The sequence below is a fragment of the Marinimicrobium sp. C6131 genome (assembly GCF_026153455.1).
In the GTDB taxonomy this organism is placed as follows: domain Bacteria; phylum Pseudomonadota; class Gammaproteobacteria; order Pseudomonadales; family Cellvibrionaceae; genus Marinimicrobium.
Genome location: NZ_CP110629.1, coordinates 2,768,588 through 2,780,990, shown reverse-complemented (window position 1 = coordinate 2,780,990; position 12,403 = coordinate 2,768,588). Strand labels below are relative to the sequence as shown.

Genomic DNA, 12,403 nt, shown 5'->3' with positions numbered 1-12,403 from the left:
CAAATGAGCGGTCGTCACTCATCGACCGCATCGGCAAGATTAAAATTATAACGGTTTGAGGATTCGCATATGACCAACAACAGCAGTTTCAAGCGCAAGCTTATTGCCTCCGTCGTCGCGTCGTCCGCGTTCGCCGGTCTGGCCGGCGGTGCCTACGCCCAGGAGGCCGAAGAGGCCATGCTGGAAGAGATCGTGGTGACCGGCATTCGCGCCAGTCTGACCCGATCCATGGATATCAAGCGGGACTCCCGCGGTATCGTGGATGCGATCTCCGCCGAGGACATCGGTAAGTTTCCTGACACCAACCTCGCTGAATCACTTCAGCGTATCACCGGTGTATCCATTGACCGTCGCGACGGTGAAGGTTCCAAAGTGACCGTTCGCGGTCTGGGCCCAGACTTCAACCTGGTGACCCTGAACGGTCGTCAGATGCCGGGCGCTACTCTGGAAGCCACCGTGGCCTCCGGCTCCCGCTCTTTCGACTTCGCCAACCTGGCCTCAGAGAGTGTCACCGCCGTTGAGGTCTACAAGACGTCCCGCGCCGACACCCCTCCGGGTGGCATGGGTGCGACCATCAACATCCTGACGCCTCGTCCGCTGGAGCTCGACTCCCGCGCCTCCATCGGCATCAAAGGGGTCACTGACGAGTCCTCCGTCGACAGCAGCATGACGCCTGAGCTTTCCGGTATCTACACCGACACCTTTGCTGATGGCAAATTCGGTGTGGCGGTGACCGCCAGCTATCAGGAGCGTGAAGGTGGTACGGCTGCCGCGCAGATCGGTACCGGCTGGCGTTCATTCCCGGGTACCGTAGTTCAGGACTGGAGCGGTGAACCGGGCGTGACCAACGAATGGGGTGGAGTAGATTTTGCCAACGGTAATCACCGCAATCAGCCTGCTCCAGAGGACGTGTACTCTACTCCCCAGCAGATGGGCTACGCCTTTACCGAATTTGAGCGCAAGCGGACCAATGGTCAGTTGACCCTGCAGTTCGCGCCCAACGAAGACCTGACCACCACGCTGGACTACACCTACAGCGAAAACGAGATCAACTCCGAGTACAACGATGTGGGTGGTTGGTTCAACTTCGGCGGCCAGAACACCATCTTTACCGACAAAGAGTCCCCGGCGGTCCAGACGCCGCTGCTGTACTCTGAAGATATGACCAATGGTGACTTGCCCTTTGGTGTCGGTGAGCAGGCTGCCCTGTATGAAAACAACTCCATTGGCTTCAACGCCGAGTGGAACCCCATCGACCCGCTGACTCTGAGCCTGGACTACCACAGCTCCAAGGCGGAAGCCCGCCCGAACAACCCTTACGGTAACAGTGTGGGTATCGCGGTGTCGGCTTATGTCCGCGACCAGACCACCGTCAACGTGGCCGGTGAAATGCCGGTACTGATCCTCGATGTGCTGGATGGTGCTGGAGGTAGCGCATTGCGCACCGAAGACCTGCAGGTCTCCGGTAGCTTCTTCCGCAATAGCCAGATGAAGCACGAAATCGACCAGCTGCAACTGGACGGTGAGTGGGAGTTCAACGAAGCGATGCGCCTACAGTTCGGTGTCGCACGTACCGAGAGTGATTATCGCTCTGCTTTCTCCAACGTTCAGCGTGAAACCTGGGGTGGCCTGGGCGAGGCCGGCGACATTCCCGCCGAGTTTTTCTCCCGTGAAACCATTCTGGATCGTTTCGACGGCAGCTACGGTGAAACCTCTCAAGAGGATATGAACTTCCTGGGTGGTACCAACACCACGCCGCTGAATGAGCGCTTCGCGTTCAGCTTTGAAGACGTGCGCGATTACGCCGCTACCAACCTCGACGATGGTGCCGGTGCCGCTGATTGTCCGGATGGCTCCACCTGGTACTGTGCCGCCGCGCCGGATCAGTTCAACGAAATCTATGAAGACTCTGACAGCGCCTATGTCCAGTTCAACTGGGAAACCGAGCTGGCGGAGATGCCGTTTGGACTGGGCGCCGGCGTACGCTATGAGTCTACCGAAGTCAGTACGCCAGCCACTGCTCAGAGCTACGGTCCGATTGAGTGGGTATCAGCCAACGAGTTCAATATGCCTCCGGTGGGTAGCGCAGAGTCGGTCATCGACAGCGGTGACTACGACTTCTTCCTGCCGTCACTCGACGCGAGCCTGGAAGTGACGTCTGATGTGGTTCTGCGTGCTTCCTACGGCCAGAGTATTGCCCGTCCGAACTGGCTGAACCTGCGTGGTGGCACCAGCTATGACCAGGGTGTGCGAGTCAATGGAGGTACTGCCAGCCGCGGCACTCCGGGTCTGGACCCGTTCAAATCGGATAACTTCGACCTGTCGGCCGAGTGGTACTACGGTGAAGCCAGCTACGTTTCCGTAGGTTATTTCCAGAAAGAAGTCGAGAACTTCATCGGTTCCCGTGTGGTTCGGGAACAGGCGCCGCTGGAAAACACGCCGCATCCGGCACTGGGTGAGCGCGCTCAGGCAGCGATTGACTCCGGAATCTCTCCGAATGATGTTGGCGCCATTCGCCAGTACATCTATGACAACTTCCCGGATCCGGAAACCGCTTACCTGGATGCCAGCGACAATATCGTGATTGTGGGTATCCCCGGTGAAGACCCGAACTCTCCATTCGATGTCACCGAGACGGCCAACTCTGACGAGAAGGTCGACATTGATGGTTGGGAACTCGCGGTCCAGCATAACTTCTGGGATACTGGATTTGGTGTGATTGCCAACTACACTATGGTGGACGTGAGCACATCGTTCGACAACATGGTTCTGCGCGACCCTCAGTTCGCCATTACCGGTGTCAGTGACAGTGCCAACCTGATTGCCTTCTATGAGAAAGACGGCTTCCAGGCGCGTATTGCCTATAACTGGCGTGATGACTTCCTGGCCTCTACAGCATCGGGTACAGGTAACAACCCGATCTATGTTGAGGACTACAGTCAGGTGGACATGAACCTCAGTTACGACGTGACCGATAACCTGTCTGTCTTCTTCGAGGGTCTGAACCTCACCGAAGAGAGTGGTCGCAACTACGGGCGCGCAAACGAGCAGGTGCTGGGCTACTACCAGGGCTACGCTCGCTACAACATCGGCGCTCGCTACAGCTTCTAAGCGAGAGTGGATGTACCGGATGGCAGTGTCAACGGACCCTGCCATCCGGCTGATGCAAGGAAAGCCGCCGCTGTTGGGCGGCTTTCTTGTCTCTGATCCGGTGAAAATTGAACCGTTATTACGATAAGCGCAAAAAACGAGGAGCCTTCAGGTGAAAACCGTATTACTGAACAACGAACAGCACCGTGACTTGCGGGTGGACAATCGCTTCCGCCGTGAGAACGGCGATGCGGTCATGTGGGGCCAGACCTTTTCCCCGGAATTTCGCGCCGTACAGGCTCACTATCCCATACTGTTTCAAAAAGACCCGAACAGCGGGCGCTTCTTTTCCGTAGCTCTGTTTGGTCTGGAGCAGGAAGAGAACCTTTTCCTCAAAGATGACCGGTGGGACGCCGGTTACATTCCATTGATGATGCAGCGTGTGCCCTTCTCCATCGGCACTTACCCTGCCGATGACGGCGAAGAGCCGCGGCGTATGATGCACATTGATGTCGAGCATCCAAAGGTCAATACTGAAACCGGCGCCCGCCTCTTCGAAGAGCACGGGGCCAATACCGACTATCTGGACCGGGTGTCCGGTATGCTGGAAGCCATCCATGTGTGGTATCAGCACGATGTGGCTTTTATTGATACCTTGGTCGAGCTACAACTGCTCGAACCGGTTACCATGGATATTACCCTGGAAGATGGCACCACCGGCCAGTTGATGGGCTTCTATACCATTCAGGAAGAGCGCCTCAAAGCGTTGAGCGCCGAGCAGGTCGCGAGCCTGCACGAGCGCGGCTACCTGGAACCCATCTATATGACCATTGCGTCCATGGGCAAAATGCGTGCTCTGATTGAGCGTAAATCACGGAACCACCATGAGCGTGCACAGTAGTCCGGTCGAACACGTCGTCATTGTCGGCGGTGGCACCGCCGGCTGGCTGACCGCGGGCTTGTTGGCCGCGGATGCTCGTCTGGATTCCCGGCCCAACCGGCGGATAACGCTGTTGGAGTCGCCCGATATTGCGACCATCGGCGTCGGTGAAGGCACCTGGCCTTCTATGCTGGAGACCCTGCGGACCATCGGTCTGTCGGAATCCGAGTTTATCCGCGAATGTGATGTCAGTTTCAAACAGGGGTCACGCTTTCAGAACTGGTGCCGCGGCGACGGCGACCGGTATGACCATCCGTTCACGCTGCCCGCCGGATACGGACGCCTGAATCTGGCGGAACACTGGCGCTACGCCCACCGGGATTTACCCTTCGCCTACGCGGTCAGCCCGCAGTCATCGGTCTGTGACCAGGGGCGCGCGCCCAAGCAACTGACGACGCCCGAGTATGCCTTCAACCTGAACTACGGTTACCATCTGGACGCCGGTAAATTTACCCGCCTGCTGCAGCGCCACTGCGTGGAACGTCTGGGCGTGGTGCATTACCTGGGAGAAGTGACCGGCGTTCAGTCGCGGGACAATGGTGATATCAAACACCTGCATCTGAAATCCGGCGAAACCCTCGCCGGCGACCTGTTTATCGACTGCACCGGTATGGCGTCCCGCCTGCTAGGGCAGCACTATCAGGTTCCCTGGGTCAGTCAGCGCCCGGTCCTGTTCAATGATTCTGCACTGGCGGTGCAGGTGCCCTACTCGAGTGAGCAGAGCTCCATTGCGTCGCAGACTCTCAGTACCGCCCATCCCGATGGCTGGATCTGGGATATCGCGCTGCCTACCCGACGGGGTGTCGGCGCCGTGTTTTCATCCGCGCATATTGATAAGGACAGTGTGTATGAGCGGCTGGCGGCCTATCTGTGCGGGACGGATTCCGGTGCGACACTGGATGAGCTGTCCCCGCGCCTGATTCAGTTTGACCCGGGGCACCGCGAACGCTTCTGGCAGAACAATTGTGTGGCTATCGGCCTGTCGGCCGGATTCATCGAGCCGCTGGAAGCCACCGCCCTGGTGTTGGTGGAGCGCTCGGCCCAGTTCCTGGTGCAGCAGATGCCGGAAAACCGGGAGGAAATGTCGGTGGTGGCCCGCCGATTCAATCAACGTTTCCGCCTTCACTGGGACAACATCATCGGGTTTCTCAAGCTGCATTATGTGCTGAGCACCCGGGAGGACTCCGACTACTGGCGAGCGCACCGGACCGAAGAGACTGTGCCCGAGGAGCTGGCCGAGCAGCTGTTGCTGTGGCGTTCGCGCAGCCCCTGGAGCTGTGACAGCCTGTACCGGGACGAGCTGTTCCCCTCCGCCAGTTACCAGTACATTCTTTACGGCATGCGCCCGGAGTACACCGACCTCGAGGGGCTTGAACGGCGCGTCCGGCAATCGGGCGCTGCCGCGCAGGCCGCACTTCACGAGACTGCGGCGCAAACCCGAAAGCTGTTGCAGGGCCTGCCGGAAAATCGCGCCCTGTTGAACCATATTCGCCAACACGGACTGCATACCGTTTAGGCACGACTTGCTCAGAGTGAGCCGAGGTGACCATGACTGACAGTATCAAACGCATAGTGATCGCAGGTGGCGGAACCGCCGGATGGATGGCGGCCGGGCTGCTGTCGCAGACGCTCGGAAAAAATCTCGATATCAAGCTGGTGGAGTCCGATGATATTCCGACCGTTGGCGTCGGTGAAGCCACCATTCCGCCACTGATGACCTTTCACAAAATGCTCGATATCGACGAGCGGGAATTTCTCGCGGAAGTGAACGGCACCTTCAAATTGGGCATTTCCTTTGAAAACTGGCGGGAGAAAGATCACAAGTATATTCACTCGTTCGGCTATGCGGGTAAAGACTGCTGGGCCTGCAGCTTTCTGCATTTCTGGTTGGCGGGAAAGGCCAAAGGCATTGATTATCCCTACGGCGATTACTGTGCGGAGTTGCTGGCGTCCCACGAAAACAAATTCGCGGTTCTGCCCAATGGCCGGATGAACTACGCCTACCACATGGATGCCGGTCGCTACGCGGCATTCCTGCGTCGACGCAGTGAAAAACTGGGTGTCGAGCGGGTGGAAGGCAAAATCGAGAAAGTGAATCTCAACCCGGACAATGGCGAAATCCAGTCCCTGACATTGGCTTCCGGCAAACAGGTGGGTGGCGACTTCTTTATCGACTGTACCGGCTTTCGCGGACTGCTGATTGAACAGTCCCTGCACGCCGGCTTCGAGGACTGGTCGCACTGGCTGCCCTGCGATCGCGCCCTGGCGGTGCAGACCGAATCCGTGGGCGAGCCGATTCCCTACACGCGATCTATCGCCCACGACGCGGGTTGGCAATGGCGCATCCCGCTGCAGAACCGGGTTGGCAATGGCCTGGTGTATTCCAGTCGCTACCTGAGCGATGAACAGGCCCGGGAAACCCTGTTTGGCAACCTAGAGGGCGAACCGATTACCGACCCGAAACCGATTCAGTTCCGCACCGGCACCCGGCGCAAGCACTGGGTGAAAAACTGCCTGGCGTTGGGCCTGGCCAGCGGCTTTCTGGAGCCGTTGGAGTCGACCAGTATCCACCTGATTCAGCGCAGCCTGGTTCGATTCGTGCAGCTGTTTCCGGCCAGTGGCCACATGGTCCAGTCGGACATCGATGAGTTCAATCAACAGACCAAAGTAGAAGTCGAACGTATCCGGGATTTCATCATTCTGCACTACAAAGTCACCGAGCGGGACGACACACCCTTCTGGCGCTACTGCAAAAATATGGAAATTCCGGCGGCGTTGCGGCAGCGAATTGATCTGTTCAGCGACTCGGCCCGGGTGTTCAAAATTGAAAATGAACTGTTTGGTGAAGAGTCCTGGATACAGGTGATGATGGGCCAGGGCATTACGCCCAAGGCCTATCATCCCATGGCGGATGTGATGACCGAAAAAGAACTCGCGGACTTCCTGAAGAAGTTGCGACAGTCGACCGAACAACTGGTGGCCAAGCTGCCTTCCCATCAGGCGTTTATCGATTACTACTGCAAAATGCCCATGGCCCAGGCGGCCAACGGATAAGAGGTGATCATGTCGGGTGCAACTGCGCTGGAGCGGATGAGTCGGGAGGTGGAGGCTTCCGTGGTGCACATCGGCAACGAGCAGACGCCGGTCATCGTACTGGACAATGTGTTGGGCGACCTGGAGCCTCTAAAGCGGGTCGCCAGCGAGTGGGCGGCCTTCTCCGGCGAAGGGCAGGCTGCTTATCCGGGAATACGTGCCAACCTCCCGGCGGATTACACTCGTCGGATACTGTCCCGTCTTGAGCCGCTGATTCGAGAGACGTACCAGGTGCCGGCGTCTTTCCGGGGGCATTGCATTCATCAGCTTTTTTCCCTGGTCACCCGGGCGGAATCCGACCTGGCGGTGTTGCAGCGTGTACCTCATTATGACACCCGCCGGGGGTTCTACTTTGCGATCATGCACTATCTCAATCCGGGGCCGTTTGGTGGCACCGGCTTTTTTCGTCACCGCCCGACCGGCTATGAGCGCATTACCGATGACCGCTTTGCGCATTTTGTGCAGGAAGCTGAGCGGCACATGCGCGAACACGGGACGCCTCCGGCGCGTTATTGCCGGGGGAGTGATGCGCACTTTGAGTTGATTTATCAGGTGGACTACCGGCCGGATCGTTTATTGATTTATCCCGGGAATCTGTTGCACTCAGGCCTGATTGAGCCCGACCGGGATCTCAATGCGGATCCGGCCCGGGGTCGACTGACGGCTAACCTGTTTCTGGATTTTGAGGGCCAATGACTGTCTCCGTTACATTGAACACACCGACGCAACCGACCGACTCCCGAGCCCAGCAAGTGTTCTGGTGGGACCGCGAGCGAGCGCTGGCCGCCGATTTTCAGCAGGCCCCGCCCGAGCATCCGGTGCTACTGAAGGGCTATGCCCAACACTGGCCGTTGGTGGCAGCGGCGCGGCAATCGCCGGAGGCGGTTGCTCGCTATCTGCTCCCTTTTGATGCCGGAAAGCCTCTGGAGGCCATGATTGCCGATCCCAAAGAGGGCGGACGGCTGTTCTATACCAAGGATCTGAGCGGGTTCAACTTCACCCGGATGAAAGGTTACCTGCCAGATGCGCTGGAGATTCTGGCCTCTCAGTCGCGCGCGCCGAGACCCGCCGCCTTTTATGTCGGATCCACGCCCATTCCCGAGTATTTCCCGGGGCTGGAAAAGGTCTGCACGCTTCCGGGGCTGGGTGTCGAGGTAAAGCCCAACCTGTGGATGGGGAATTCGACCCGGGTGGCCACCCACAACGACGCGGCGGACAATATCGCCTGTGTCGCGGCCGGACGCCGACGCTTCACCCTGTTTCCGCCGGATCAGGAAGACAACCTGTATATCGCCGATGCGCCCCACACCCCGGGTGGTCGCCCGATCAGTCTGGTGGATTTACGGGCGCCGGATCTGAAACGCTATCCGCGTTTTGCCCAGGCTCTGTCATCGGCCCAGGTTGCGGATCTGGAGCCGGGAGACGCCCTGTTCCTGCCCCGACATTGGTGGCACAACGTGGAAGCGTTTGGCCCGCTCAATATTCTGATCAACTTCTGGTGGTAGGGCGTTCAAAGGCGTGGAGGGGCCTATGGCGTCGTGATAAGGTCCGCAGTACTATAACGCCTGTCTCCCAACTCTCCGGATAATGCTTATGCCATATTTGCGTCTTAAAACCGTCGGGCTGCTCTGTGCCCTGCTGCTGTTGTGGCCGGTGTCTTCCTCGGCCGAGCCGCTTTCCTGGCCCGGCAATGCCAAAGCCGCGGTCAATCTTGCCTATGATGATGCGCTTGCTTCCCAGTTGGACTATGTGATTCCTGAGCTGAACCGGCGTGGGTTCCGGGGCAGCTTTTATGTGCCGGCGGCGGCCCCACTGTTACTGGAGCGCCTGGACGAGTGGCGCGCGGCGGCCGCTCAGGGGCATGAGCTGGGCAACCACTCGCTGTTCCATCAATGCGACAAGCAGCGTCCGGGGCGGGACTGGGTGGCGCCGCACCAGGATCTGAGCCAGATCCCGGTCGAGGCGTTTGCCGAGCAGATCGCGTTGGCCAATGACTTTCTGTTCCTGATTGATGGCGAGACGGAGCGGACCTATACGCCCCCCTGCGGCGATGTCCGGGTCGGAGACCGCGACTACCTGACTCCGGTGAAACCGCTCTTTCTCGGGGCCAAGTCCATCGGTTCTGGTGGGGTTACCCCCTCGCTGGAATCCCTGGACCGCTTTGGCATTACGGTTGCGGTGCCGACCGAGGTGTCCGGCGAAGAGCTGATCGCGGTGGTCGAGGAAGCGGCCCGTCGGGGCACCATGGCCAATTTTACCTTCCATGGCGTCGGTGGCGATTACCTGTCGGTCTCCCGGGAGGCGCATAACGCGTTACTGGAACATCTGGCGGCCCACCCCGAGCGCTACTGGGTCGACAGCTTCGTCAATATCATGCGTCACCTGCGGGATCACTGAACCCCCCGCTCTCCGGGGCTTCTGGCCCCAGCCACAGGTGGGAACCCGCGTCCCACCTTTGCCGCACCCCGGCGGCGGAAAAGTGGCAAACACCACCTTTCACTCTCCCATCAAAGTGGGACGACCCCTGTCCAATACCGGTCAAGAATGTCATCACGGACGAGCGTGGGACTCGTCCGGGTTATCGAACGACGTTATTTCCTGGTAATTGGTTGTTATGCGTCGCTCTGACTCTCCTTGAAAAAGCTTGGCTCCGCGAGGATGACTCCGGAGCCTTTTTTCCCCATACGAATAACAGCGAGACCGACAATGAACAAGTCCCTGACCCTCTGGGCCCCCTTGGCCCTGGCAGTGCTGGTGGGGTGTAACGGCCCGACCAGCGATAATCCATCTGACAGTTCCACTGGTGCCGAGCTCTGGCCGGAACATCCGACGCCCCTGGCTGATCCGATGGCTTACGAGCCGGAGATTGACGCACTGTTGGCTCGCATGTCCATTGAAGAGAAGGTGGGCCAGATGATTCAGCCGGAATTGCGCAACGTCACGCCGGAGGACGTCAAACGCTATCACCTGGGGTCCATCCTCAACGGTGGCGGTTCCTTCCCCGGTGGCGACAAGAATGCCACGGCACAAGACTGGCTGACCCTGGCGGACGGGTTCTATGAAGCCTCCATGGATGACAGCGATGGTTTTGCCGCCATTCCGGTTGTCTGGGCCACCGATGCCGTACACGGTCACAACAATGTCAAAGGGGCCACGCTTTTCCCCCATAACATCGGTCTCGGGGCGACCCGCAATCCGGATCTGATCCGTGAAATCGGCACTGTCACCGCCCGGGAAGTCGCCATCACCGGGCTGGACTGGAACTTTGCACCGACTCTGGCCGTTGCCCGGGACGATCGCTGGGGCCGCACCTATGAGGCCTATGCCGAAGATCCGGAGATTCTTTACGACTATGGCAAAGCCATGGTCGAAGGCCTCCAGGGGCGTGCAAACACCGATGAATTTTTCGGGCAGGGCCGCGTCTTGGCCACGGCCAAACACTACATTGCCGATGGCGGCACCGAAGGAGGGATCGACCGCGGTGATGCACCCTTCTCGGAAGTCGAGCTGCGCGATGTACACGGACCTGGCTACTTCGGTGCTCTGGATGCGGGCGTCCAGACTGTCATGGCCTCCTTCAGCAGTTGGCAGGGCAAAAAACTGCATGGGCACGGCTACCTGATGAACGAAGTGCTCAAGCAGCGCATGGGCTTTGATGGCCTGATTGTGGGTGACTGGAATGGCCACGAATTTGTGGATGGTTGCCGTCAGGACTCCTGCCCTGAAGCGGTCAACGCCGGGCTGGATATATTCATGGTGCCCGATCAGTGGCGGGCGCTGCACGCCAATACCGTTGCTCAGGTGAAATCCGGTGAGATTGCCGAAGAGCGCCTGAATGATGCGGTACGTCGGATTCTTCGGGTCAAATTCCGTGCGGGTATGTTTGAGAAGGGCAAGCCCTCCGATCGGCATTACGCCGGACGTGCGGACCTGATCGGTGCTGATGAGCACCGGGCGGTCGCCCGCCAGGCCGTGCGGGAAAGCCTGGTGCTGCTCAAAAATCAGAATGGTCTGCTGCCACTGAATCCGACCCAGCATATTCTGGTGGCGGGCGACGGTGCGGACAATATCGGTAAGCAAGCCGGTGGCTGGACGCTGACGTGGCAGGGTACCGGCAACGAAAACAGTGACTTCCCCGGTGCCACCTCTATTTACGATGGTATTGCCGACGCGGTGACCTCCGCCGGCGGATCGGTAGAGCTGGACGTGAACGGCGACTTCAGCGAGAAGCCGGACGTGGCGGTTGTTGTATTCGGTGAAGACCCCTACGCGGAAATGCAGGGTGACCGCGCCGACGTGGACTATGAGCCCGAGGCTGACCTGGAGCTACTCAAGCGCTTGCGCGATGAGGGAATTCCGGTGGTTTCGGTATTTCTGACCGGTCGCCCACTCTGGGTCAACCCCGAAATCAATGCCTCCGATGCGTTTGTCGTAGCCTGGCTGCCCGGTTCTGAGGGTGTGGGGGTGGCCGATGTGCTGGTCGCCGACGCCGAGGGACAGCCGCGTCACGACTTCCGTGGCAAGCTGTCATTTTCCTGGCCAGCTCGCGCCGATCAGACGCCCCTCAACCACGGCGATGGCCAGGCGACGCAGTTCCCCTACGGTTACGGCCTGAGCTACGCCGATGAGGGCAATCTGGAGCCGCTGTCGGAAGACAGTGGTCTGACCGAATCCGAAGCACAGACTGTGCTGCCTCTCTTTGAAAACCGTCCGATGGAACCCTGGCAGTGGGTACTCAGCGATGTGACTGAGAGGGCCCGGGTAGTCACCGGTAGCGGCGCGAAGCTACCCGGTATCGAAATCCAGTCGGTCGACCGTCTGGTTCAGGAAGACAGCCGGGCCGTTCGCTGGACAGGCACTGGTCCGGCCGAGGTGGCGTTGCGTTCTCCCGGGCGGGTGGATCTCAGTGCCTATGCCGGAAAGGCCCATCTGCGTGTCGATGTGAATGTGGTCGAGGCGCCCGCTTCAGCCGTAACGCTGGGCATGCGCTGCGGACAGGACTGTGTTGCCAGCGCGGATATCACCGAGTGGCTGGCCGGCGCGGACGCTAACACCTGGCAGACGCTGTCGATTGATCTCAGCTGTCTGGTTGAGGCCGGCGTGGACCCGTCCTTGGTGTTGTCACCTTTCTATATGAGCACCGAGGGTGCACTGCAGGTCAAACTCTACAACGTTCGACTGGAGATGGATTACCAGGGCGAAGGACTATGCCCGTAACGTCAGTGCGCAGGTACTGATTACCGTCCCCGGGGGCGGCCTCGGCCGCTCACGGGGGCGACA

At 59.3% G+C, this 12,403-nt stretch carries 8 protein-coding genes; all 8 read left to right on the top strand.

Annotation, left to right across the window (positions count from 1 at the left end):
* Positions 1-69: 69 nt before the first annotated feature.
* The 8 genes from OOT55_RS12045 to OOT55_RS12010 all read left to right on the top strand — a co-directional run bounded on the left by OOT55_RS12045 (position 70) and on the right by OOT55_RS12010 (position 12,340).
* Entirely contained in the window at positions 70-3,111 is a 3,042-nt protein-coding gene (locus tag OOT55_RS12045) for a TonB-dependent receptor (RefSeq protein WP_265366116.1), read from the top strand.
* Between the two features lie 151 nt (positions 3,112-3,262).
* A complete protein-coding gene (locus tag OOT55_RS12040; RefSeq protein ID WP_265366115.1) occupies positions 3,263-3,991 on the top strand; it encodes a SapC family protein in 729 nt (242 codons plus the stop codon).
* Positions 3,975-5,546 carry a tryptophan halogenase family protein gene (locus tag OOT55_RS12035; RefSeq protein ID WP_265366114.1) on the top strand — a complete coding sequence of 524 codons (1,572 nt, stop codon included), beginning with the start codon at positions 3,975-3,977 and terminating at the stop codon, positions 5,544-5,546. Before OOT55_RS12040 ends, OOT55_RS12035 begins: the two co-directional genes overlap by 17 nt.
* A 32-nt stretch (positions 5,547-5,578) precedes the next feature.
* Positions 5,579-7,084, top strand: a complete 1,506-nt coding sequence (locus tag OOT55_RS12030; protein WP_265366113.1) for a tryptophan halogenase family protein — start codon at positions 5,579-5,581, stop codon at positions 7,082-7,084.
* A gap of 9 nt (positions 7,085-7,093) precedes the next feature.
* Entirely contained in the window at positions 7,094-7,819 is a 726-nt protein-coding gene (locus OOT55_RS12025) for a DUF6445 family protein (RefSeq protein ID WP_265366112.1), read from the top strand.
* Entirely contained in the window at positions 7,816-8,628 is an 813-nt protein-coding gene (locus OOT55_RS12020; protein ID WP_265366111.1) for a cupin-like domain-containing protein, read from the top strand. Before OOT55_RS12025 ends, OOT55_RS12020 begins: the two co-directional genes overlap by 4 nt.
* 88 nt (positions 8,629-8,716) lie before the next feature.
* Entirely contained in the window at positions 8,717-9,520 is an 804-nt protein-coding gene (locus tag OOT55_RS12015; protein WP_265366110.1) for a polysaccharide deacetylase family protein, read from the top strand.
* A 309-nt stretch (positions 9,521-9,829) separates the two neighbouring features.
* Positions 9,830-12,340, top strand: coding sequence for a glycoside hydrolase family 3 N-terminal domain-containing protein (locus OOT55_RS12010; RefSeq protein WP_265366109.1), 2,511 nt, complete (start codon positions 9,830-9,832; stop codon positions 12,338-12,340).
* Positions 12,341-12,403 lie beyond the last annotated feature (63 nt).

What these genes read in the sequence shown, in the direction of transcription:
- OOT55_RS12045 (WP_265366116.1), top strand. Translation starts at nt 70, where the DNA reads ATGACCAACAACAGCAGTTTCAAGCGCAAGCTTATTGCCTCCGTCGTC.
- OOT55_RS12035 (WP_265366114.1), top strand. Translation starts at nt 3,975, where the DNA reads ATGAGCGTGCACAGTAGTCCGGTCGAACACGTCGTCATTGTCGGCGGT.
- OOT55_RS12030 (WP_265366113.1), top strand. Translation starts at nt 5,579, where the DNA reads ATGACTGACAGTATCAAACGCATAGTGATCGCAGGTGGCGGAACCGCC.
- OOT55_RS12025 (WP_265366112.1), top strand. Translation starts at nt 7,094, where the DNA reads ATGTCGGGTGCAACTGCGCTGGAGCGGATGAGTCGGGAGGTGGAGGCT.
- OOT55_RS12020 (WP_265366111.1), top strand. Translation starts at nt 7,816, where the DNA reads ATGACTGTCTCCGTTACATTGAACACACCGACGCAACCGACCGACTCC.
- OOT55_RS12015 (WP_265366110.1), top strand. Translation starts at nt 8,717, where the DNA reads ATGCCATATTTGCGTCTTAAAACCGTCGGGCTGCTCTGTGCCCTGCTG.
- OOT55_RS12010 (WP_265366109.1), top strand. Translation starts at nt 9,830, where the DNA reads ATGAACAAGTCCCTGACCCTCTGGGCCCCCTTGGCCCTGGCAGTGCTG.